This is a genomic window from Pseudomonas fulva (assembly GCF_023517795.1).
Classification (GTDB): domain Bacteria; phylum Pseudomonadota; class Gammaproteobacteria; order Pseudomonadales; family Pseudomonadaceae; genus Aquipseudomonas; species Aquipseudomonas fulva_D.
The window spans coordinates 1596247-1618982 of sequence record NZ_CP082928.1; the positions used below are offsets into that span (position 1 = coordinate 1596247).

The window sequence follows — 22736 nt, forward strand, 5'->3', positions numbered from 1 at the left end:
CTGCAGTGACTGCTTACGCGCCGGCGAGTCAGGCTGCCGATGGAGCATCTACGCTCGCCAGCGCCTCGACCATGAAGCACGCGATAGTCTGTACCTGTCCTAGGGCGCGCGGCCGTAGCAGCTAAAGATCTTTCTAGCATCTATCGATACAGCCCACAAATGATATAGATTATTATTCGCTACACTTCTATTTTTTTACGACTCTATTACCTTCGATCACGCGATCAGCAGGATTGCTCATGCCTATCCATCGTGCGCCAAACAAAACCGTACTGACTTCCCTGTGGCTGCCAGTGTGCTTCGCGGCCAGCTTTTCTTCAGCCGCGGTCTACGCGCAAACCTCGCTAGAAATCTCCCCACAGGAAGCACAGTCAGCTGACGCCGATGCAGTGTCGGAAAATGCATTGGAGCTCGAGGAAACGGCCATTTCCGCTAGCGCCGATGCCTCGCGTGAAGGCCTGGTGCCTGAGTTCGAGGGTGGGCAGGTCGCCCGCGGCGGCCGAGTGGGAATTCTCGGCAACAAGGACTACATGGAAACTCCCTTCACCTCCACGTCCTATACCAATCAGCTGATTCAAGATCAGCAAGCACACAGCGTGGCGGACATTCTGCAGAACGATCCATCCGTGCGGATCGCTCGCGGCTTTGGCAACTTCCAGGAGCTCTACGTAGTACGGGGCTTCCCACTGTATTCCGATGATATCTCCTACAACGGTCTTTACGGCCTCTTGCCTCGCCAATACGTGGCGTCCGAGTTCATCGAGCGCGTCGAGGTATTCCGCGGCGCCAACGCCTTCCTGAACGGTGCCGCACCAGGCGGCACCGGCATTGGTGGCGCAATCAATATCCTGCCCAAGCGTGCGCCAAACGATCCACTGACTCGACTAACCGTCGGTGCGCAGACAAACGGCTTCGGCACCGTCAGTGCAGATGTCGCTCGCCGATTTGGTGAGGAGGATCGCTTCGGCGTCCGTTTGAACGTCGCCAAACGCGACGGCGAAACATCAGTGAAAGACCAGGACCGCACTCTGGATATGTTTGCGCTGGGGCTCGATTACCAAGGCGATCGTTTACGCCTGTCCGCTGACATCGGGCACCAGTATCATTTCATCGACACTCCGCTGCCGAGCGTCACTCCTACAGGCAGCATTCCCAGTGCACCAGATGCCAAGGACAATTACGGCCAGCCCTGGACTTATTCGAAAGAGAAACAGACGTTCGGCACCTTCCGTGCGGAATATGACCTGTCCGACGCCGTCACTACCTGGGCAGCCGCGGGCATGCGCAAGGGCGAGGAAAAGAACGTACTGGCCAACCCGTCATCAAATGCCGCTGGCGTGACTACGGCCTCCCGCTTCGATAATTACCGGGAGGAAACCGTAACCACAGGCGAAGTGGGTATGCGCTTCAACCTGCAGACGGGGCCGGTATCCCACGAATGGGTCGTATCAGGCGCCATGTACGACACCGAGGATCGCAACGCTTGGCAAGGCAATTTCAGCAGCCCCATTGCCGGCGATCTTTACAACCCCTATGACGGGGCAAAACCAGACAACAACTCCTTCAGCGGTTCGATGTCCGATCCCCACATCACTGGCCGAACGCACACGCAAAGCCTGGCGATCGCCGACACACTCGGCTTCTTCGATAACCAGTTATTGGTCACCCTCGGAGCTCGTCGCCAGGGATTGGACGTAACGGCATACGACTACAACAGCGGTAATCGAACCTCGAAGTACAAACAGTATGAGACCACACCTGTCGCGGGTGTCGTTTACCAGTTGAACGAACAGGTTTCGGTTTACGGTAATTACATCGAAGGTTTGACCGCAGGCGATACCGCCGGCTCAACCACCACCTTGCCCGACGGAACATCTGCACCGATCCTCAACGCTGGCGAAGCTCTGGCACCCTACGTCGCAAAACAGACCGAGCTCGGCGTGAAATACGACGGCGGCTTCGTGGGTGGCAGCATCGCGGTGTTCCAGACCGAAAAACCTGTGGGCATCGTCGAGAACCAAATCTTCAAGGATGGTGGCGAGCAGCGTAACCGCGGCATCGAACTCTCGGTCTTCGGCGAACCCGCTCAAGGCGTCCGCCTGCTGGGCGGTCTCACGCTGCTGGATGCAGAGCTGACCAAGACACAGAATGGTGAAAACGACGGCAACGAGCCGATCGGCGTTCCCAAAATCCAGGCCAATATCGGAGGCGAATGGGACGTACCGGGCTTCAACGGTCTGTCGCTCAATAGCCGCGTGACCTACACCGACAGCCAGTACACCAACAACGCTAACAGCCTCGAGATTCCATCGTGGACCCGGCTGGATATTGGTGCACGTTATGGCTTCAAGCTCGATGAGCGCGACGTGACCCTGCGCGCCCGCCTCGACAACGTCACGGGCCGCGACTACTGGGCATCCACCGGTGGCTATCCAGGCTCCAACTACCTGACGCTCGGCGAGCCACGCACGCTTTCGGTCAGCGCGACGGTCGATTTCTGATCCAAGAAATCACAGAGTGCCGAACAAAAAGAGCGGGAGTTACGTCCCGCTCTTTTTTGCCTTGGCCAAGGCGCTTCCCAGGATCGGCAGCGGCCAGTTCAGCACTGTCGCACTGCCTCGATCCGCGCAATCTCCTCCGGCTGCACGTAGTAGTCGGTGTCTTCGTCGTAGCTGCGCACGATGAAGCAGGCGATGCTGGCCACGAAGGTCACGCCCACCAGCCACCAGATATGCCAGATCAGCGCGAAGCACATCATGGTCATGAACGCCGAGGCGATCAGGCCGATGCCGGTGTTGCGCGGCATATGGATCGGGCGGAATTTCGTTGGTGCTGGCTTGAGGCCGTCGCGCTTCTGCTCGTGGAACTCGTCGATGCGGTCGCCGCGCGGGGTGACCGCGAAGTTGTAGAACGGCGGTGGCGACGAGGTCGACCATTCCAGGGTGCGCGCATTCCACGGATCGCCGGTGTGGTCGGCCAGCTCCTTGCGCTTGATGATCGACACCGCGAACTGGATCAGCGTGCAGAGAATGCCCAGGCCGATCAGCACGGCGCCGACCACGGCGACGTACAGGTACGGTTCCCACTCCGGGTTGGTGCTGCTGTTCAGGCGCCGGGTCATGCCCATAAAGCCCAAGATATAAAGTGGCATGAAGGCCAGGTAGAAACCGACGATCCAGAACCAGAACGAGGCCTTGCCCCACCCTTCGTGCAGCCGGAAACCGAACACTTTCGGGAACCAGTAGGCGATGCCCGCCATGTAGCCGAACACCGCGCCGCCGATGATCACGTTATGGAAGTGGGCGACCAGGAACAGGCTGTTGTGCAGCAGGAAATCCGCGCCTGGCACGGCCAGCAGCACGCCGGTCATGCCGCCGATGGAGAAGGTGATGATGAAGCCCAGGGTCCACAGCACCGGCGTGGTGAACTCCAGGCGGCCGCGGTACATGGTGAACAGCCAGGTGAAGATCTTCACCCCGGTCGGCACCGCGATGATCATGGTCATGATGCCGAAGAAGGCGTTGACGCTCGCCCCCGAACCCATGGTGAAGAAGTGGTGCAGCCACACCACGAACGACAGCAGGGTGATGGCCACGGTCGCCCAGACCATCGAGTGGTAGCCGAACAGGCGCTTGCGGGCGAAGGTCGCGGTCACTTCGGAGAACACCCCGAAAGCCGGCAGTATCAGCAGGTACACCTCGGGGTGGCCCCAGGCCCACACCAGGTTCACGTACATCATCGGGCTGCCGCCGGCGGTGTTGGTGAACAGGTGGAAATCCAGGTAGCGGTCCAGGGTCAGCATGGCCAGGGCGACGGTGAGGATCGGGAACGCCGCGCAGATGATCACGCTGGTGCACAGGATGGTCCAGGTGAAGATCGGCATCCGGAACAGGCCCATGCCCGGTGCACGCATCTTGAGGATGGTGACCAGGAAGTTGACCCCGGTGAGCAGCGTGCCGAGTCCCGACAGCTGCAGGCTCCAGATGAAGTAGTCGACGCCAACACCGGGGCTGTACTCGATGCCCGACAGCGGCGGATAGGCCACCCAGCCGGTCATGGCAAACTCGCCGACGAACAGCGAGATGTTGGTCAGCAGCACGCCGCCGACGAACAGCCAGAAGCTCAGCGAGTTGAGCAGCGGGAAGGCCACGTCACGGGCGCCGATCTGCAGCGGCGTGACGATGTTCATCAACCCGACCACCAGGGGCGTGGCGACGAAGAAGATCATGATCACGCCGTGGGCGGTGAAGATCTGGTCGTAGTGATGGGGCGGCAGGTAGCCCTCCGCGCCGCCGGTGGCCACGGCCAGCTGGGTGCGCATCATGATGGCGTCGGCGAAGCCGCGCAGCAGCATGATCAGGGCGACGATCACGTACATCACGCCGATCTTCTTGTGGTCGACCGAGGTCAGCCATTCGCGCCACAGCCAGCCCCACTTCCTGAAGTAGGTCAGCGCGGCGAACAGGCCCAGGCCACCGAGCGCCACCAGGATCATGGTGACGACGAGGATGGGCTCGTGCAGGGGTATGGCGTCGAGAGTCAGTTTTCCGAGCATGTGTCGATACGGCGCCGGCTGGCGGCGCACGGGCTCCTTGGGTCAGTGGGAATCAGGATTGGCTGCGGCGACGGAACAGCGGGCGCGGCTCGATGACCGAGCGGCCGTACTGCACGCTCATGCCGGCCAGGCCCTTGAGGGCGTCGTGCACGGACTTGTCCTCGCGCACGGCGAAGCTGTCGAAGCCGCACTGGCGCATGTGGCTGAGCTGGTCGCGCAGGACATCGCCGACTGCACGCAGCTCGCCACGCCAGCCCAGGCGGCTGCGCAGCAGGTAGGCCTGGCTGTAGCCGCGGCCGTCACGAAAACTCGGGAAGTCGATGGCGATCAGCGGCAGCACGCCAAGCCAGGGCTGCAGGTCCATGGGGTCGTCATCCGGGCCCAGCAACAGGCCGTCACGGCTGACGGCTGCGCCCTGCAGCACCGCCGGGGCCTGGCGTTCGAGCCAGGTGGCCAGGGGCAGAAGCACGCTGGCCGCGCCCGCTGCTTCGCCCTCGCCCGGCACCCGCCAGGGATCGTCACTGACGATGCGCGGCTCACCTTCGCGCAGGCTGATCAGGTTGTTCATGCCGGCGCCTCCAGCTTGGGGTACACCCGCGCCTTGAAGGGCTCGATGCCGACCCGCTGCACGGTGTCGATAAAGCGTTCATCGCCCTGGCGCTGCTCGACAAAGGTCTCGACCAGCCGCTCGATGACGTCCGGCACCTCGGCGGCGCTGAACGACGGGCCGATCACCTTGCCCAGCGCACTGGCCTTGCCCTGGGCGCCGCCGATGGTCACCTGGTACCACTCGCTGCCGTTCTTGTCGACGCCAAGGATGCCGATATTGCCGATGTGGTGATGGCCGCAGGCATTCATGCACCCGGAAATGTTCAGGCTGATATCGCCCAGGGCGTGCAGCGCCTCGGCATCCTCGAAACGTTGCTGGATGGCTTGAGCGATGGGAATCGACTTGGCATTGGCCAGGGCGCAGTAATCGCCGCCGGGGCAGGCGATCACATCGGTGAGCAGGCCGATGTTGGCGCTGCCCAGGCCGACGCCGACGGCCTGCTGCCAGAGTGCGTGCAGGTCGGCCTTGCGTACGTCGGGCAGCACCAGGTTCTGCTCGTGGGCCACGCGGATTTCGCCGAAGCCATAGCGCTCGGCCAGCTCGGCCACGGCGTCCATCTGCGCCGAGGTCACATCGCCCGGCGGCAGGCTGGCGCCCGGTTTGGTCGACAGCACCACGCTGGCGTAGCCCGGCACCTTGTGCGGCTGCACGTTGCGCGACACCCAACGGGCGAAGGCGGCATCGCCCGCCACGGCGGTACCGAAATCCAGGTCGGCATGGGGCAGCACGGCATAGGCTGGCGGCGCGAAGGCTGCGGCGACGCGTTGGTACTCGGCCTCGGTCAGCTCGGCAGGGCCATCCTTGATGTGCTGCCACTCGGCTTCGACTTCCCTGGCGAAGGCCTCGATACCGAGCGCCTTGATCAGGATCTTGATACGCGCCTTGTACTTGTTGTCGCGCCGGCCGTGGCGGTTGTAGACCCGCAGGATCGCCTCGACATAGGACAACAGGTGCTGCCACGGCAGACCGTCGCGAATCACCTGGCTGAGAATCGGCGTACGCCCCAACCCGCCGCCGACCATCACCCGCGCCAGCAGCTCGCCGGCGGCATCACGGTACAGGTACAGGCCGACGTCGTGCATCGGCACCGCGGCGCGGTCCTGCTCGGCGGCACACAGGGCGATCTTGAACTTACGCGGCAGGAACAGGAATTCCGGATTGACCGTCGACCACTGCCGGAGGATCTCGGCCAGCGGCCGCGGGTCGAGCAGCTCATCGGCCGCCACCCCGGCGAAGGCTTCGGTGGTGATGTTGCGCACGCAGTTGCCCGAGGTCTGGATGGCGTGCATCTCCACCTCCGCCAGGCGCTCGAGAATGTCCGGCACCTGCTCCAGTTCGATCCAGTTGAACTGGATGTTCTGCCGCGTGGTGAAGTGGCCGTAGTCGCGGTCGTAATCACGGGCGATGGACGCCAGGGTGCGCAGCTGGCGGGCCGACAGGGTGCCGTAGGGAATCGCCACGCGCAGCATGTAGGCGTGCTTCTGCAGGTACAGGCCGTTCTGCAGGCGCAGCGGCAGGAATTCCTCCTCGCTCAGCTCGCCGCTGAGGCGTCGCTGCACCTGGTCGCGAAACTGCGCGACCCGCTCGCGCACCAGCGCATGGTCGTATTCGTCGTAGTGATACATGACAGGCCCCTTGCGCCGTGGAGCGCGGCAGACAGGGCCGCCACTATGGGCAAGCGGGCAAAATCAAAACAGCCCCAGATAATTCGCAAAAAACCATATCAGATGGAGCTGTGCAGATCCTCTCCATCGCTATCGGCGCTTACTGGTTTTACGCAGCCCACAGGTTACAGACGCCCTCATCTGATATGCAAAAATCATGAATTCATATATCTGATATCTTCTGTAACATCCTTGTCCACCGCACCATCGCTGTAAGCCCCAACTTCCTGCCCATCGGATACGCCATGAAACGCTACGAAAAACTCGCCGACGAAATCGCCGCCCTGATTCGCTCCGGCCTGCTGGCGCCGGGTGAGAAGGTGCCCTCGGTGCGCCACGCCAGCCGCACCTACGGTGTCAGCGCCTCGACCGTGTTCCAGGCCTATTACCTGCTCGAGGATCGCGGCCTGATCCAGGCTCGCGCCCGCTCCGGGTACTTCGTACGCGAGCATGCCAAACGCCCGCTGCACGAACCGCAGCAGCGCAGCGGCGCCGTCCAGGCGACCGAGGTGGACGTCAGCGAACTGGTGTTCTCGGTGCTCGGCTCGCTGAAGGACCCGCACACCGTGCCGTTCGGCTCGGCCTTCCCCAGCCCGGAGCTGTTTCCGCTGCCGCGCCTGGCCCGCTCCATGGCGCAGAGCGTGCGCGACATGCCGAGCCACGCGGTGATCGCCGACATGACCGAGGGCAACCCCGACCTGCGCCGGCAGATCGCCCTGCGCTACATGCTCAGCGGCGTGCGCCTGCCACTCGAGGAACTGGTGATCACCAACGGTGCCATGGAAGCCCTCAACCTGTGCCTGCAGTCAGTGACCGAGCCGGGCGACCTGGTGGCCATCGAGAGCCCGGCGTTCTACGCCACGCTGCAGGTGCTGGAGCGGCTCAAGCTCAAGGCCGTGGAAATTCCCGTGCACCCGCGCGAAGGCATCGACCTGGACAGCCTGGCCGACAGCCTGCAGCGCCTGCCGATCAAGGCCTGCTGGTTCATGAGCAGCCTGCAGAACCCGCTCGGCGCGAGCATGAGCGATGACAAGAAGACGGCCCTCTACGCGCTGCTGCAGCGCCATCAGGTGCCGCTGATCGAGGACGACGTGTACGCCGAGCTGTATTACGGCGCCCAGCCGCCAAAGCCGGTAAAGAGCTCTGACCGCGAAGGCCTGGTGATGCATTGCGGCTCTTTTTCCAAATGCCTGGCGCCGGGTTACCGGGTGGGCTGGGTAGCCGGCGGCCGCTACGCCCAGCGCATCGCCCGACTGAAGCTGATGACCACCATCTCGCCCTCGGTGCCCGCCCAGGCGGCGCTGGCCGATTACCTGCAGCACGGGGGCTACGACCGCCATCTGCGCAAGCTGCGCCACCAGCTGGAAAGCCAGCAGGGCTCGATGCTCGCCTCGGCTGCGCGGCACTTTCCGGCGGATACCCGGGTGACGCGCCCCAGCGGCGGCTATTTTCTGTGGTTCGAGTTCGCCGAGCGGGTCGACGCCCTGCAGCTGTTTCGCCTGGCCCTGGCCCAGGGCATCAGCCTGGCACCAGGGCCGATCTTCTCGGCCACCCGCGGCTTCGGCCATTGCGCACGGCTCAATCACGGCCACCCGTGGAGCGCCGGGAGCGAACAGGCGATGGCGACCCTGGGGCGCATCATCGCCTCGTTCTGAGCAGGCAGATGTGCGGCACGCCCAGTCTGTTGTGCGCAGCAGCCAGCCGATAGGCAACAGCGCACGAACCTGCCCTAATAGCGGTTTTCATCGCGCAGGTTCAGCCATGCTCCGTAACACCCTCGCCCTGTTCGTAGCCCTGGCGGCGAGCAGCGCCAGCGCCGCCGAACAGGTGCCGCTGTACAGCAACCTCAAGGACTGGCTGGTGGCCTGCGACAACACCCGCCAGTGCACGGCGCTGTCCAACGCAGCCGAAGAAGACGTACAGGCCCTCCCCACCTGGAGCCTGAGCGTAAGCCGTGATGCCGGCCCGCAAGGCGCGCTGCATGTCGGCCTGTTCAGCTACAACAAGGCCAGCGGCCAGCCGCTGCTCGATGGCAAGCCGCTGCAGGTGAGGCTGCAACCGGGCCAGTTGACCGAAGGCTCGGTGCCGGAGGTGTACAGCGTCGAGGGCGCCGATGCCAGAGCGCTGATCGCCGAGCTGCGCAACGGTCGGCGCCTGGTGCTGCCCACCGAGGAAGGCGAGGCGGTGACCTCGCTCAGCGGCATGAGCGCCGCCCTGCTGCTGATGGATTCGGTACAGGGCCGCCTGGGCACCACCACGGCGCTGCTGCGCAAGGGCAGCAACCCGGCGGGCAGCGTACCGCCCGCTCCGGCCGCGCCCCTTGCCCCAACCTGGCAGGCCCCCAGGCCGCTGAGCGAAGCTGACGGCAAGCGCGTGCTGGACGCGGTGCGCGAGGCGACGCGCAGCGACTGGGAAAAGGACAGGGTCGAGGAAGGCCTGCCAGAAGGTCAGGCCTTCGCGCTCAGTGACCGCGAAGCGCTGGTCATCCTCAAGACCCAATGCGGCGCCTACAACTGCGCCTACAACCTGTACCAGGCGCCCCTCGATCAGCCGCAGCAGGCGCGCAGGGCGAGCATTCCCGAAATTCCCGTCTTCGAGGATTTGCCGCCCCATGGCAGCGTCGAGTTCGACCCGGCCAGCGGTGAGCTGAGCAGTTTCACCCTGGCCATGGGCATGGGCGGCTGCGGCTTCACCCAGCGCTGGCGTTACGACGGCAAGGGCTTCACGCCGATCCACGCCACCATGCTGGGCACCTGCCTCGGCCTGGATTCGACCTACTGGCCGGTGCTGTGGCGCACCGCCGAGAAACGCTGAATCTCTGGGAACAGCTTGCCCAGGGTACGCCGCGCCTGGGCGGCCTGCAGGTACGCATGGAGCAGGTCGGTCAGCGCCTCGATATCCAGACGGCGGCCGCCAAGCATCGGGTTGAACAGCCATAGCCGCAGACGCATGCCCGCGGCGACCAGGCGCGCGTCCGGCGCAGCCAGGGACTTGAAGCGCGGCGGCGTGAGCCCCTGCACACGCTGGCCAGCCATCACCGAGAACACCAGTGCCAGGCTCAGGTGCTGCTGCTCGAGCTCGAAGGCATCGAAGCATTCCCAGGGCGTGGCCTCGCGGGCGTTGGCGAACTGCACGCCGTCGGCGGTCAGCAGCATCACCCGGCGGCCATTACGGCGGCTGAACGCCTCGGCACAAGCGAGCAGTGCCAGACCCGCCGCCAGCAGCAAGGCGCCGGGCACCCAGCACAGCCATTGCGCCGAACGCATGTGGATGATGCTCGGAAGGCTGACCAGCCAGCCGCCGACGAACAGCAGTACCGCGGCCCCCAGGGCGCTGCCCAACGCCTGCCCGGAAGCACGCTCGTGGATTTCGTGACGCTGCTGCGGGCCGTCGGCCTGGGCCTGCAGCTCGCTGAGCAGCGCCGCGCGACCGGCATCATCCATGTTGTTTCAGGGCATCGAGCTGCTGCAGGGCCAGGGCAGCCTGCACGTAGGCGCTCAGCAGGGCGTGCAGGTCATCGATATCGAGCTTGCTGCCGCCAGTGGCCACGCCGGCGGAATTGATGCGCACATGGGGCTGAGGCTTTTTCAGCGCCATCGCCTGATTGCCGAACAGCACCGATACCGCGCGATGGGTCGGCAGCGAGGCGCTGTCGCTCAGGGTCAGTTTTTGCAGGGTCAGCAGGCCTTCGTCCTTGACGAATACGTCGACCACCTTGGTCAGGTCGACCGGCCCACTCAGCGCGGTGTGATGCAGCTCGCGGCGGGTCAGGCGCATGAACACCTCGCGGCCGGCGTTGCGGTGCTGCCAGGTGAGCAACATGAAAAACAGCGTCAGGAAGCCACCGCAAATGATCAGGCCGGTCTTGCCGAAACTGAAGCCGCTCCACAGGATACCCAGCGCGCCCAGGATCAGCACCGGGCCGAGCACCCAATAGCGTTTGGTATTGGTGAACGCCATCTGCTCGGGCACCCGCTCGATGACCTGGGTGAGTTCGGCGATCATGGCGTCGCGCTGGGCACCACGCGGGTACACGACACCGTCATCGGAGAAGCGCGGTGACTGGGGTTGGTTCATCGGGAAAATCCTCGCAGCGAATGATGCGCGGATTATCCGACCCGGCAGACGGGCTGGGCAGCGCGGCGGCTGGCGCTCACAACAATCAGCCGCCTGTTCAAAGCTCTGCCGCCCCGGTCGAGCGCCTTAGCGGGCCTGCAGGTAGTCGGTGAGAAACGCCTGGGCATTGCCCTGCTCCGACAGGCCGTTGTCGTAGCCGACCATCATCGGCTTGGCCTCTCCCGGCAGATACAGCTCGCCCCAGCCGTTGCGCACCAGCAGCACCACGAATTTCTTGCCGTCGACCTGGGTACTGTAGCGGGTGTCTTCGGCGTTCTTCTCCACGTCCATGCGCTGGATACGCAGGTCCCAGTCATGGTCAACGCCCTCGACCTGCACCAGCGCCTGGTTGTCGCTGCGCGCGCCGATGCGCAGCGTCCATACCTTCACGCCCTGCTCACCGGAGAACGCCACCACCTTGGGCGCCACCTCCGGACGCTCCTCGGCCTGCACCAGGCCACCGAAGAGCGCCAGCACCATTGCCAGCACGGCCACACCACCGCGGAAAATCGTCATGCTTCTACTCCCGTCGAAATCGGCCATTGAAATCAACGTGATGCAGCGTGCCTAGCAGCGCAGCCGCGGCCCACAACAATAAGGCGTTCGATCACAACGACTGACGGTCGCAGGTCGATAACGTTAAGATGTCAAAGTGTGTCGACCGCCACCCAAGGATGCACCCTCGCCGATGCAACGCTGGACGCCCTACCTGGATACCCAATTCTGCTTCGAGCAACCTGCCGCGCTGGCCAAGGCAGGCGTGTTCGACGCCAGCACGCCGCGGGTGATGGGCAGCGCCATCGGGCATTACCGTGCCCGTACCGTGCGGCCGCACCTGCAGTATTTCGATTGCGACCTGCAATTCCCCGAGCCGCTGCGTATCCACAAGGTGCTGCCCGGCAGCCTGTGCATCGTGCAGGTGCTCGACGGCAGGTGGGAGCACCGCGTCGACGGTCATCTGCACCGCTACACGCCCGGCACGCCGCATCTGCTGGGGGTGAGTGAAAGCATGGAGGCCATCGACCAACTGCCGGCAGGCAGCCACGCGCGCATGGCCGGCTTGCGCATCGCCGGCGACTACCTGCATGAACTGGCCGAAGAAGACCCCGACCTGCAACCACTGCTCGGCCTGCTCGATGACGGCATCCGTTTCACCGAACTGCAGCGCTGCAAGGCCCTGGGCGGACTGCTGCAGCGCCTGTACCAGTCGCCCTACCACGGCGCCCTGGAGCGCCTGCATCAGGAAAGCCTGAGCCTGGCCGTGCTGGTGGAACTGGCGGCGCACCTCAAGGGCCGTGCCACGGCCGCACCGCAGCCGGTGCGCGGCCAGCGCGACCTGGCCTTCGAGGCACGCCGCCTGCTCGACGCCCGCCTGGAGCAGCCCCCTGGCAGCCAGGCACTGGCGCAGCAACTGGGCGTCGGCGAGACCACCCTGCGCCGTGCGTTCGGCCAGGTGTTCGGGCAGTCCATGTTGCAGTACGTGCGCCAGCAGCGCATGGAGCTGGCCCGCACCCTGCTGCGCCAACGCAAGTGGCAGGTGGCGCAGATCGCCTATCGCCTGGGCTACACCAGCCCGGCCAATTTCAGCCATGCCTATCGGGCGCACTTCGGCCACCCGCCAGGGGCGGAGCGCTAGAGAGAGATGGCCCGCCCCGCCGTCGGCAGGGCGGGCCTGCCGATCAGAGCTGGTCGCCCTTGAGGCCGGCGTACAGGCGGGTCATTTCGTTGAGCTGGCGGAACATCGATTCGGCGTTCACCGCCACGATGGTTGGCACGAACTCCTTGGAGGCGAACGCCTTGGTCGCGAACTGCCAGCGTGCATCGGTCTTGCGCAGGGCGGCAGCGATTTCCGGGTTCGGCGCGCCAGCGGCCTGCAGCTCCTTCATGATGTGATCGAACTCGATCACCGATGCCTCGAAGTTGGCATCCAGGTTCGGCGCCTGCACGCCCCAGGCGCGGGCCATGTAGAACATCGCGGTGCGCTGGGTGAGCACGCGGTTCCAGCCACTGCGGTTGATCGAGTGGGAAGCCGCGTCGCCGTTGTGCTTCTCGAACAGGTCGGTGACGTGCTGAGTCTGCTTCACCAGCTCCTCGGCCTTGGCCAGCACGGCCGGCGCCTGAGCCTTGTCCGGCTTGGCGGTGACCATGGCGCGGTAGGCCGTCCAGATCACCTCGACCTGGGCGAGGCCGGCCTGCACTTCGCTGTTGGTCGGGTGCGCCTTGAGCTTGGCGTGATGATCCTCGAACAGCGCGACGCTGGTATTGAGCTGCTTGGTGGCATCATCGACCTTCACGTCGGAGCCGATCATCATGTAGTCCTTGGCCATGATCTGCCCCAGGCTGCGCTGCAGGCCGGCCATGTTCATCGCTTCCAGCGGCGCCATTTCCGCCCAACTGGCGAAACTGACCAGGCCAAGGCCCAGCACCAGGGCCTGCATGCAACGTTTGATCAACTCGTGCTCCTCACGCGCAGCGCGCTATCGGCTGAATAAGGGTACGTCGAGCAGCCTTGGCTGCCAGCTTTTCGACGCCAACAATAGAACGGATTCTAATCCATACGCCCGCACCTGGGCTGTCGCAGATGGCTAAATGACAGCTAGACGGTCGGTCAGATTGGAGATTGGTGACAGCGATCACATTACCCCCGTCTAACGCGCCGCAGAGGCACTGACCAGGCAACGGCCAAAGCTGCCGAAAAGATAGCGAGGGCGGCCAGGGCGATCGACCGTGGAGGGGAACGAACGGTGCTCCGTGCGCCTGCCGGAACAGGCGCACGGGGCCGGCATCACACCGGGGTCTTGCTCTGCGCGTTGGCCTTGCGCTTGGCCCGCCGGGACAGCATGTTGAGGCCCTCGATGACCGCCGAGAAGGCCATCGCCGCGTACAGGTAGCCCTTCGGCACATGGGCACCGAAGCCTTCGGCGATCAGCGTCATGCCGATCATGATCAAAAAGCCCAGGGCCAGCATCACCACGGTCGGGTTGTTGTTGATGAAGCGCGCCAGCGGATCGGCCGCCAGCAGCATCACGGTCACCGCGGCGACCACGGCGACCACCATGATCGGCACGTGGGGCGTCATGCCCACGGCGGTGATGATGCTGTCCACCGAGAACACCAGGTCGAGCAGCAGGATCTGCACGATCACCGCACCGAAGCCGACGGTGGCGGCGCGGCCGACGAACATGTCGCCCTCGGGCTCGGGGTCCACGGCGTGGTGGATTTCCTTGGTGGCCTTCCACAACAGGAACAGGCCACCGGCGATCAGGATGATGTCCTTCCAGGAAAACGCCTGGCCGAACAGCTCGATCACCGGGTCGACCAATTTGACGATCCACGCCACGGTGCCCAGCAGGGCCAGGCGCAACACCAGTGCGGCACCGATACCCAGGCGGCGAGCCTTGGCGCGCTGATGCTCGGGCAGCTTGTTGGTGAGGATGGAAATGAAGATCAGGTTGTCGATGCCCAGTACCACTTCCATGACCACCAGGGTGGCCAGTGCGACCCAGGCAGCGGGGTCGCTCGTCAATTGCAGGATATAGTCCACGATCACGCACTTTATGGCTGAACAGAAGGCGCATTCTGAGCGTTTGCCCTAGCGGCGAATATGACAATTTGCGACAAATTATTTCCCCTTGTTACACAGCTGAAACGCCCGCAGCATGGGCTTCTGCGCCTGCCCGGGCAGCCGACGAGCAGCACAGATAAAGCGTGAACCGATGGTGCGACGCCGCGATCCATTGCGATCGTGCGCGCCAATCCGGCGCCCCTTGTTCAACTCACCGGGCGGCCAGCAGGATCACCACCAGCAACGCCAGCCCCAGGCAGCTGCCCTGCCAGAACAGCAGCGGGTTGCGCTCCAACAGCGGCACCCGATCGCGACGCAGCAGTGCCTGGCCGGGGTGGCGCAGCGCATGGGCGAATTCGTCGGGATCCTCGTAGCGCTTCAGCGGGTCCGGGTGGCAGCCCTTGCGCAACACGTCGTCGAGCCAGGGCGGCAGTCCGCGCCCCTGCCCGATGGGCGCGTAACGCAGGCGTGCCTGGGCACTGCGGGTGCGTGCCCGCGCCATGCCGGCGCCGTAGGGCAGCCGCCCGGTGAGCATCTGGTAGGCGATCACCGCCAGGGAGAACAGGTCAGAGCGCCCCGAGCCGGGCTCGCCCAGCCAGTACTCGGGGGCGCTGTATTGGGCGGTGCCGAGGATCGGGTCGTGGGCCTGGGGGCTGTCGATTTCCTGCAACCCGGCCACCCGGGTGGCACCGAAGTCGATGATCTTCACCGTGCCGGTGGCATCGATCATCAGGTTGGCCGGGCGCAGGTCCTGATGCAACATTTCCAGGCGATGGAAGGCGCGCAGGCCGCGGGCGATCTGCTCGACGATGCCGCGCACGGTCTCCAGCTCCGGCGCGGGGTGGTCGATCATCCACTGCGCCAGGGTCTGGCCTTCGATGAACTCGCTGACCGCGTACAGGTAGTGGCGCCGCCGTGTCGGCGCACAGGCCTTGAGCACATGGGGGCTGTCGATGCGCCGGGCGATCCACTCCTCCATGAGGAAACGCTCGAGGTAGCCGGCATCGTGCTGTAGGTCCAGCGCCGGGGTCTTGAGCACCACGGTGGCGCCGCTGCTCTCGTCGGTGGCCAGGTACACGTGGCTGCGGGCGCTGGCATGCAGCGGGCGGACGATGCGGTAGCCATCGAACGACTGGCGCGCTTCCAGCACGGGCGGGCACGGCAGCTCGCCGAGCTTGTGCTGCAACTCGTCGGCCTCGGCGTGCGGCAGGCTGTCGATGCGCACCAGTTGCAGGGTCAGGTTGTCGTCGCTGCCATTGGCCAGGGCCTGCTCGACGATGGCCTGGGCGGCCTGTTGCAGGTCGCCCACATGCTCGTCGATGCAGCGCTGCATGGCACGCGCCTCGACGAATTCGTAGACGCCGTCGGTGGCCAGCAGAAACAGGTCGCCCGCCTCCAGAGCCAGCGCCTGGTAGTCGATTTCCAGCTGCGGCCCGATACCCAGAGCGCGGCTCAGGTAGCTCCTGCCCTCGCCGACCCAGAGGCGATGATCGCGGGTCAGCGGCTCCAGATCGCCGCCGCGCAGGCGGTAGATGCGCGTGTCGCCGACGTGGAACAGGTGCGCGGTGGTGGATTTCAGCACCAGCGCGCTGAAGGTGCATACATGGCCACGGTCCATGTCGTAGCGGTGCTGGCCGCGCCGGGTCTGGGCGTGCAGCCAGGCATTGGTGGCGCTGAGCACGCGGGTCACCGAGGTCTTCACCGACCAGGCGTCGCTGGTGCTGAAGTAATCGGAGAGAAACGCCGCCACCGCCGTTTCACTGGCGATATGGCTGACGTCGCTGCTGCTGATGCCATCGGCCAGGGCGACGGCGATGCCCTTGCTGCTCAGTTGCGGCTCAAAGGGCACGCACAGACCGTGGAAGTCCTGGTTGCGGGGCTTGCGACCCTTGTCCGAATACTGGCCGACGCTGACCTGCAGCTGGCTCTTCCTGCCCGTCCACAGGTGTTCGGCAGTGGCCATCTCAGTTGTAGGTGCGCCTGGCGCCGGTCTTCACGTGGGTGGTGTACAGCGTCAGGCCGGTAAAGGCCAGGCCGCCGACCAGGTTGCCCAGCGCGGTGGGGATCTCGTTCCAGATCATGTAGTCCATCACCGAGAAATCACCGCCCAGGATGATGCCCGAGGGGAACAGGAACATGTTCACCACCGAGTGCTCGAAGCCCATGAAGAAGAACAGCATGATGGGCATCCACATGGCGATGGTCTTGCCGCTGACGGTGGTGGAGATCATCGCGCCGACCACGCCCATCGACACCATCCAGTTGCACAGCACGCCGCGCAGGAAGATGGTCGCCCAGCCCGCCGCGCCGTATTCGGCATAGCCCAGGGTGCGGTCTTCGCCGATGTGCGAGATCTTCTCGCCGATCAGGCCGGGGTCCTTGGAAAAGCCGTAGGTGAACACGAAGGCCATCATGAAGGCCACGGTCAGGGCGCCGGCGAAGTTGCCGAGAAACACCAGGCCCCAGTTGCGCAGAATGCCGCCCACGGTGACGCCGGGACGTCGGTCGAGCAGCGCCAGCGGGGTGAGCATGAACACCCCGGTAAGCAGGTCGAAGCCCATCAGGTAGAGCATCACGAAACCGACCGGAAACAGCACCGCGCCGAGCAGCGGCGAGCCGGTGCCGACGCTCACGGCAATGGCGAAGACCGCCGCCAGGGACAGGATGGCGCCCGCCATGAAGGCGCGGATCAGGGTATCGCGGGTCGACATGAAGATCTTCGACTCACCGGCATCCACCATCTTGGTGACGAATTCGGCAGGAACCAGGTAGGACATGCTGACGCTCTCTCAAATGAACCAGACAGGTTGAAAACGGCGACTGCTGATCAGCCGCCAAATACGCTCAGGCCGCCAGGCCGATCTCCACGGTGTCGCCATTGAGGCGCACCGGCCACACGCGCAGGCGCTGCTCCGGGTACTCCAGGCAGGTGCCGTCACGCAGGCGAAAGTGCTGCTTGTAGAGCGGCGAGGCGATAACCAGGTCGCCCTTGATCTGGCCGATCAGGCCGCGGCCGATGACGTTGGCACCGGATTTCGGGTCGCGGTTCTCCACGGCGAACAGCTGCTCGCCGGCTTCGCTGTCCGGCAGGTGGAACAGGGCGATCTGCGCGCCGTCGAGCCAGGCCACCACCCCGGAGTTGGCGACCAGGTCCTGGCTGCGGCACAGCGGCTGCCATTCGGTGGCAGGAAGCGATTGGGCACGCACGGCATTGAACTGGCTCATCAGAGCACCTCCTCGGTAACGGGAATCAGGTGGAGTTCGCTGGCGGTGATGGGGCGGCGCTGACCGCGCTCCTTGACGAAATGGATGTCCGGGTCGGCGCGCTTGTCGTTGACGAAGGTGCGGAAGCGCTTGAGCTTCTCCGGATCCTTGAGGGCGCCCGCCCACTCGCATTCGTAGCGGTCGACCACCAGTTGCATCTGCGCTTCCAGCTCGGCGGCCAGGCCCAGGCTGTCGTCGAGGATCACCGCCTTGAGGTAATCCAGACCGCCCTCCAGCGACTCGCGCCACACCGAGGTGCGCTGCAGCTTGTCGGCGGTACGGATGTAGAACATCAGCACGCGATCGATGGTGCGGATCAGCGCCTCGTCGTCCAGATCGGTGGCAAACAGCTCGGCATGCCGCGGGCGCATGCCGCCGTTGCCGCACACGTAGAGGTTCCAGCCCTTGTCGGTGGCGATCACGCCGATGTCCTTGCTCTGCGCCTCGGCGCACTCGCGGGTGCAGCCGCTGACCGCGAACTTGATCTTGTGGGGCGCGCGCAGGCCCTTGTAGCGATCCTCCAGGCGCAGCGCCATGCCGACGCTGTCCTGTACGCCATAGCGGCACCAGGTGCTGCCCACGCAGGACTTCACGGTGCGCAGCGACTTGCCGTAGGCGTGGCCGGTCTCGAATCCGGCGGCGATCAATTCGCCCCAGATGTCCGGCAGCTCGTGCAACTGCGCGCCGAACAGGTCGATGCGCTGGCCGCCGGTGATCTTGGTGTAGAGGTCGTACTTCTTCGCCACGGCGCCGATGGCCAGCAGGCCGTCCGGGGTGATCTCGCCGCCGGGGATGCGCGGCACCACCGAGTAGGTGCCGTTCTTCTGCATGTTGGCCATGAAGGTGTCGTTGGTGTCCTGTAGCGGAATCAGCGCCGGATCGGTGATCGGCTGGTTCCAGCACGAGGCGAGGATCGAGCCCACCGCCGGTTTGCAGATGTCGCAGCCGGTGTGGCCGCGGCCATGCTTGGCCAGCAGTTCCTCGAAACTGAGCACGCCTTCCACGCGGACGATGGCGTACAGCTCCTGGCGGGTATGGGCGAAGTGCTCGCAGAGGCTCTTGTCGACCGCCACGCCACGGGCGCTCAGCTCGTGCTCGAAGACCTGCTTGAGCAGCGCGCTGCAGCCGCCGCAGCCGCTGCCGGCCTTGGTGATGGCCTTGAGCTCGCCGAGGTCGGTGATGCCGGCGTCGACCTGGCAGCACACCGCGCCCTTGCTGACGTTGTGGCAGGAGCAGATGGTAGCGGTATCCGGCAACGCATCGGCGCCCAGGGTCGGCGCACCGTCGGAGAGCGGCAGGATCAGGCTCGACGGATCGGCCGGCAGCTTGATGCCGTTCTGGGCGTACTGCAGCAGGGTGTCGTAGTAGCTGTTGTCGCCGACCAGCACGGCGCCGATGACCCGCTGGCCATCCGCCGAGACCACCAGGCGGCGGTAACTGGCACCCGCTTCGTCGATGTAGCGGTAGCTCTTGGCGCCCGGCGTGGCCCCGTGGGCATCGCCGATGGAGCCGACATCCACGCCGAGCAGCTTGAGCTTGGTCGACATGTCGGCACCGGTGAAGGGTTCATGGGGCTCACCGGCCAGTTGCGCGGCCACGGCGCGAGCCATGCTGTAGCCGGGCGCCACCAGGCCGAATACCGTGCCGTTCCAGGACGCGCATTCGCCGATGGCATAAATCAAAGGGTCACTGGTGCGGCAATCGTTGTCGACCACTACGCCGCCACGCGGGGCGATATCGAGGCCGGCGGCGCGGCCCAGGGCGTCCTGGGGGCGAATGCCGGCGGAGAACAGGATCAGGTCGGTCTCCAGATACTCACCGTCATTGAAATTCATACGGTAGGCGTATTCCTCACCGATGACGATTTCCTGGGTGGCGCGTGACAGATGCACGCCTACGCTCAGCGCCTCGATGCGCGCCCGCAGCGCGTCGCCGCCATCGGTGTCCAGCTGCACCGGCATCAGCCGCGGCGCGAACTCCACCACATGGGCTTCCAGGCCGAGGGACTTCAATGCATTGGCCGCTTCCAGGCCGAGCAAGCCGCCGCCGACCACCACGCCCCGGCGGGCGCCTGCGGCGGCGCTGCGGATGCCATCGAGATCGTCCAGGGTGCGGTAGACCAGGCGCGAATTGCCTTCGGCACCGGGGATCGGCGGCACGAACGGATAGGACCCGGTGGCCAGCACCAGACGGTCGTAGCCACGACGCCCCTGGCTGGTGACCACTTCGCGCGCCTCACGGTCGATCTCCAGCACCGGCTCACCCAGGTGCAGGTGCACGCCATTGCTGGCGTACAGATCGGCCTCGCCGAGGGCCAGGGCTTCGGCATCCTTGCCGGAGAAGTACTCGGACAGGTGCACGCGGTCATAGGCGCGCTGACGCTCTTCGCCATATACGTGCACCTGATAGCGGTGCAGCGCGCCACTGGCGATCAATTGCTCGATACAGTGGTGGCCGACCATGCCGTTGCCGATGACGATCAGGGTCTCGCGCTTGATCGATGTGACGATGGAGTTCATAGCCTGCCCTCTGTCTGCTGCGCTATCACGGTTTTGCAACGCCCCAAGGCTGGCCAGCAGAAACGGCAGGCCAAAAAAAAGACGCCTGGAGCTGTTGTCAGCTTCAGGCGTCTTTGCCTTGGATTCGGTTATGTGGGGTGAGCATGGCTGCCCACCGGCCCCATCGTTGATGGGTGCACAAGCTCGATAGCAGGTTGCATGCCAGGGCGTTGAAAATAGCGGAAAGGCCAGTGAATACGGGCCTGGCGGGCGACCGCATGCGGGAGTGGCCGGCGAAGGATACGAACCAAGATGAAGCAGCAAGCCCTGAAACTCACCATATCGGGGCAAGCAAAAAGGTGTCCGAGGCAAGCCCGGGAGGGGCGCAGATAACAGCGAAAGCCATCGCTGGCCAACGGGTTTCACCCACATCACACGTGGGAGGGCGCCATGCGCCCGAATGTCGCGGGCATGGCGCCCTCCCACATGGATATGCGACACCATCCTACGCTTGGCTAGCTCCCACGCGGCCTTGTGTCGCAGCAGCACAGTGCCGGGGCAGACGCCATACGCCAGGCGCAACCGCCACTTACAGCACGCCCCATGGCAGGGATCGCCGGCTCCGTTATCATGGTGCGATCAATGCCCCACGAGATGCCCATGCCACGTTTTATCTGCCTCTTGCTGTTGCTCGTCGTCCTGCCTGCCGGCGCCGGGATGTTCGACAGCCGTCCGAATGCCGCGCCCCTGGGCCAGGCGCTGAACAACAGCGCTGACTTCCTGCCGATACGCGAGGCCTTCACGCTCAGCCTGGTCGAGAGCTCGCCGACGTCGGCGAAGGTGCGCTTCGTGGCGGCCGAGGGCTATTACCTGTATCGCCACCAGTTCAAGTTCAAGGTCGAACCGGCCGCGCTGGCCGGCGCCCCCGTCGAGGTGCCGCAAGGCCTGCACAAGAACGATCAGTACTTCGGCGACGTGCAGGTGTTCTACGAAGTACTGGATGTCGACATCCCGTTGAACAACCCGGACAACAAGCCGCTCAACCTCGCCGTCACCTACCAGGGCTGCGCCGACAAGGGCCTGTGCTATCCGCCGGAAACCGAGACGCTGGCCATCAATGGCGGCATTGCCGGCCAGGCCGGCGATGCAGCTACGCCCGCCAGCGGCAAAGCCACCTGGCGCTGGACCGACCTGGCGCTGATGTTCGCCGCCGGCCTGACCCTGACCTTCACGCCTTGCGTGCTGCCCATGCTGCCGATCCTCTCCGGCGTGGTGCTGCGCGGGCGGCCGAGCAAGGGCCGCGGCCTGGTGCTGTCGCTGGCCTACGTGCTGCCCATGGCCGCCTGCTACGCCGCGCTCGGTGCGCTGATGGGTCTGTTCGGCGCCAAGCTCAACCTGCAGGCCATGCTGCAATCACCGTGGATTCTGGTGCCCTTCGCGCTGTTCTTCGCGCTGTTCGCGGTGGCCATGTTTGGCGTCTTCGAACTGCGCCTGCCGGCCTTTATCCGTGAGCGCCTGGACCGCAAGGCGGCGCAGACCAGGGGCGGCACCATCGCCGGCGCGGCGACCCTGGGCGTGTTGTCCAGCCTGATCGTCTCGCCGTGCATCACTGCGCCCTTCACCGCGCTGCTGCTGTATATCAGCAGCACCGGCGATGCAGCGGGCGGCGCCCTGCAGCTGTTCGCCCTGGGCCTGGGCATGGGCACGCCGCTGGTGATCTTCGCCGCAGGCGGTGGCGCCCTGCTGCCCAAGTCCGGCACCTGGATGGTCGCCGTGCGCAACGCCTTTGGCGTGATGCTGCTGGGCGTCTCGGTATGGCTGCTCGAGCGTGTACTGCCGGGACAGGTCGCCCTGGCGCTATGGGGGCTGCTGGCCGCCGGCGTCGCGCTGTTCCTCGGCGCCCTGGAATTCACCGCTAAAGATGCACGGGGCAAGCTCGCCCAGCTGTTCGGGCTGGCGCTGCTGGTCTATGCCCTGGCGGTCTGGACCGGCGCTCTCAAGGGCAACGACGATCCCCTGCAACCGCTGGCCGGCGGCATCGCCAGCACTCAAGCGAGCGCCGCCGGTAGTTGGCAGACGGTCAGCACCCCCACCGAGCTGGACGCCGCGCTGGCCCAGGCCAAGGGCAGCGGCCAGCCGCTGCTGCTCGACTGGTACGCCGACTGGTGCATCAGCTGCAAGAAGATCGAGCGCGACGTGTTCCATTCCCCGCAGATCGGTCCGCAACTGGCCGACTATCAGCTGCTGCGTTTCGACATGACCGACAGCACCGCCGCCCAACGCGCGCTGCTGGATCGCTATGGGCTGTTCGGCCCGCCGGCGATCCAGTTGTTCGCCGCCAACGGGCAGGAAATGCACGAGTTGCGAGTCGTCGGCGAAATCGATGCCGCAGGCTTTGCCGAGCGCCTGAGCAGCGCGCGAGAACGATTCTAGGCAATTCGGTCACATATTCGGCCAACCCTGC

The 22736-nt window shown here is 65.1% G+C and carries 17 protein-coding genes; 5 read left to right on the plus strand and 12 right to left on the minus strand.

What is annotated here, in order from left to right; translation table 11 throughout:
• The first annotated feature begins 239 nt into the window (after positions 1–239).
• Complete coding sequence (locus K8U54_RS07220) at positions 240–2501, plus strand: TonB-dependent receptor (protein ID WP_249909498.1); 2262 nt, start codon at positions 240–242, stop codon at positions 2499–2501.
• A 98-nt stretch (positions 2502–2599) separates the two neighbouring features.
• Here K8U54_RS07220 and cyoB read toward each other — a convergent pair whose 3' ends face one another.
• From cyoB to K8U54_RS07235, 3 genes are read right to left on the minus strand one after another with little or no spacing between them, the layout of a single operon-like run.
• Complete coding sequence (cyoB, locus tag K8U54_RS07225; RefSeq protein ID WP_249909499.1) at positions 2600–4555, minus strand: cytochrome o ubiquinol oxidase subunit I; 1956 nt, start codon at positions 4553–4555, stop codon at positions 2600–2602.
• A gap of 52 nt (positions 4556–4607) precedes the next feature.
• The gene (locus K8U54_RS07230) at positions 4608–5123 is read right to left on the minus strand and encodes a DUF934 domain-containing protein (RefSeq protein ID WP_249909500.1); all 516 of its coding nucleotides are present in this window, start codon (positions 5121–5123) and stop codon (positions 4608–4610) included.
• Entirely contained in the window at positions 5120–6790 is a 1671-nt protein-coding gene (locus tag K8U54_RS07235; RefSeq protein WP_249909501.1) for a nitrite/sulfite reductase, read from the minus strand. The genes K8U54_RS07230 and K8U54_RS07235 overlap by 4 nt, the downstream gene beginning before the upstream one ends.
• A gap of 284 nt (positions 6791–7074) precedes the next feature.
• Between K8U54_RS07235 and mapR the strand changes: the two genes are divergently transcribed.
• Both mapR and K8U54_RS07245 read left to right on the plus strand, forming a co-directional pair.
• Positions 7075–8484, plus strand: coding sequence for a GntR family transcriptional regulator MpaR (gene mapR / locus K8U54_RS07240; protein ID WP_249909502.1), 1410 nt, complete (start codon positions 7075–7077; stop codon positions 8482–8484).
• A gap of 106 nt (positions 8485–8590) precedes the next feature.
• Positions 8591–9643: a DUF1176 domain-containing protein gene (locus tag K8U54_RS07245; protein ID WP_249909503.1), complete on the plus strand. Its 1053-nt coding sequence runs from the start codon at positions 8591–8593 to the stop codon at positions 9641–9643.
• Here the strand turns inward: K8U54_RS07245 and K8U54_RS07250 are convergent.
• The 3 genes from K8U54_RS07250 to K8U54_RS07260 all read right to left on the minus strand — a co-directional run bounded on the left by K8U54_RS07250 (position 9604) and on the right by K8U54_RS07260 (position 11461).
• Positions 9604–10272, minus strand: a complete 669-nt coding sequence (locus tag K8U54_RS07250) for a hypothetical protein (RefSeq protein WP_249909504.1) — start codon at positions 10270–10272, stop codon at positions 9604–9606. The two genes, K8U54_RS07245 and K8U54_RS07250, sit on opposite strands and share 40 nt — an antisense overlap.
• Complete coding sequence (locus K8U54_RS07255) at positions 10265–10906, minus strand: hypothetical protein (RefSeq protein WP_249909505.1); 642 nt, start codon at positions 10904–10906, stop codon at positions 10265–10267. The genes K8U54_RS07250 and K8U54_RS07255 overlap by 8 nt, the downstream gene beginning before the upstream one ends.
• Before the next feature lie 126 nt (positions 10907–11032).
• Complete coding sequence (locus K8U54_RS07260; protein WP_249909506.1) at positions 11033–11461, minus strand: hypothetical protein; 429 nt, start codon at positions 11459–11461, stop codon at positions 11033–11035.
• A 172-nt stretch (positions 11462–11633) separates the two neighbouring features.
• Here K8U54_RS07260 and K8U54_RS07265 point away from each other — a divergent pair, with 172 nt between their 5' ends.
• The gene (locus K8U54_RS07265) at positions 11634–12581 is read left to right on the plus strand and encodes a helix-turn-helix transcriptional regulator (RefSeq protein ID WP_249909507.1); all 948 of its coding nucleotides are present in this window, start codon (positions 11634–11636) and stop codon (positions 12579–12581) included.
• Positions 12582–12624: 43 nt separating this feature from the next.
• Here K8U54_RS07265 and K8U54_RS07270 read toward each other — a convergent pair whose 3' ends face one another.
• From K8U54_RS07270 to nirB, 6 genes are all read right to left on the minus strand, one after another.
• A complete protein-coding gene (locus tag K8U54_RS07270; RefSeq protein ID WP_249909508.1) occupies positions 12625–13398 on the minus strand; it encodes a type IV pili methyl-accepting chemotaxis transducer N-terminal domain-containing protein in 774 nt (257 codons plus the stop codon).
• A 332-nt stretch (positions 13399–13730) separates the two neighbouring features.
• Complete coding sequence (locus K8U54_RS07275; RefSeq protein WP_249909509.1) at positions 13731–14489, minus strand: TerC family protein; 759 nt, start codon at positions 14487–14489, stop codon at positions 13731–13733.
• Positions 14490–14721: 232 nt separating this feature from the next.
• A complete protein-coding gene (locus K8U54_RS07280) occupies positions 14722–16473 on the minus strand; it encodes a bifunctional protein-serine/threonine kinase/phosphatase (RefSeq protein WP_249909510.1) in 1752 nt (583 codons plus the stop codon).
• A gap of 1 nt (position 16474) precedes the next feature.
• Positions 16475–17287, minus strand: coding sequence for a formate/nitrite transporter family protein (locus tag K8U54_RS07285; RefSeq protein WP_249909511.1), 813 nt, complete (start codon positions 17285–17287; stop codon positions 16475–16477).
• Positions 17288–17354: 67 nt separating this feature from the next.
• Positions 17355–17735: a nitrite reductase small subunit NirD gene (gene nirD / locus K8U54_RS07290; RefSeq protein ID WP_249909512.1), complete on the minus strand. Its 381-nt coding sequence runs from the start codon at positions 17733–17735 to the stop codon at positions 17355–17357.
• Positions 17735–20293: a nitrite reductase large subunit NirB gene (gene nirB / locus K8U54_RS07295; RefSeq protein ID WP_249909513.1), complete on the minus strand. Its 2559-nt coding sequence runs from the start codon at positions 20291–20293 to the stop codon at positions 17735–17737. The genes nirD and nirB overlap by 1 nt, the downstream gene beginning before the upstream one ends.
• A gap of 639 nt (positions 20294–20932) precedes the next feature.
• Here nirB and K8U54_RS07300 point away from each other — a divergent pair.
• A complete protein-coding gene (locus K8U54_RS07300; protein ID WP_434059991.1) occupies positions 20933–22705 on the plus strand; it encodes a protein-disulfide reductase DsbD in 1773 nt (590 codons plus the stop codon).
• Positions 22706–22736 lie beyond the last annotated feature (31 nt).

Coding starts and splice junctions, on each gene's coding strand:
- K8U54_RS07255 (WP_249909505.1), bottom strand. CDS start 10,906: ATGAACCAACCCCAGTCACCGCGCTTCTCCGATGACGGTGTCGTGTAC.
- K8U54_RS07300 (WP_434059991.1), top strand. CDS start 20,933: ATGCCACGTTTTATCTGCCTCTTGCTGTTGCTCGTCGTCCTGCCTGCC.
- K8U54_RS07245 (WP_249909503.1), top strand. CDS start 8,591: ATGCTCCGTAACACCCTCGCCCTGTTCGTAGCCCTGGCGGCGAGCAGC.
- nirB (WP_249909513.1), bottom strand. CDS start 20,293: ATGAACTCCATCGTCACATCGATCAAGCGCGAGACCCTGATCGTCATC.
- K8U54_RS07285 (WP_249909511.1), bottom strand. CDS start 17,287: ATGTCCTACCTGGTTCCTGCCGAATTCGTCACCAAGATGGTGGATGCC.
- K8U54_RS07230 (WP_249909500.1), bottom strand. CDS start 5,123: ATGAACAACCTGATCAGCCTGCGCGAAGGTGAGCCGCGCATCGTCAGT.
- K8U54_RS07280 (WP_249909510.1), bottom strand. CDS start 16,473: ATGGCCACTGCCGAACACCTGTGGACGGGCAGGAAGAGCCAGCTGCAG.
- K8U54_RS07250 (WP_249909504.1), bottom strand. CDS start 10,272: ATGGATGATGCCGGTCGCGCGGCGCTGCTCAGCGAGCTGCAGGCCCAG.
- K8U54_RS07265 (WP_249909507.1), top strand. CDS start 11,634: ATGCAACGCTGGACGCCCTACCTGGATACCCAATTCTGCTTCGAGCAA.
- K8U54_RS07220 (WP_249909498.1), top strand. CDS start 240: ATGCCTATCCATCGTGCGCCAAACAAAACCGTACTGACTTCCCTGTGG.
- nirD (WP_249909512.1), bottom strand. CDS start 17,735: ATGAGCCAGTTCAATGCCGTGCGTGCCCAATCGCTTCCTGCCACCGAA.
- K8U54_RS07260 (WP_249909506.1), bottom strand. CDS start 11,461: ATGACGATTTTCCGCGGTGGTGTGGCCGTGCTGGCAATGGTGCTGGCG.
- cyoB (WP_249909499.1), bottom strand. CDS start 4,555: ATGCTCGGAAAACTGACTCTCGACGCCATACCCCTGCACGAGCCCATC.
- K8U54_RS07235 (WP_249909501.1), bottom strand. CDS start 6,790: ATGTATCACTACGACGAATACGACCATGCGCTGGTGCGCGAGCGGGTC.
- mapR (WP_249909502.1), top strand. CDS start 7,075: ATGAAACGCTACGAAAAACTCGCCGACGAAATCGCCGCCCTGATTCGC.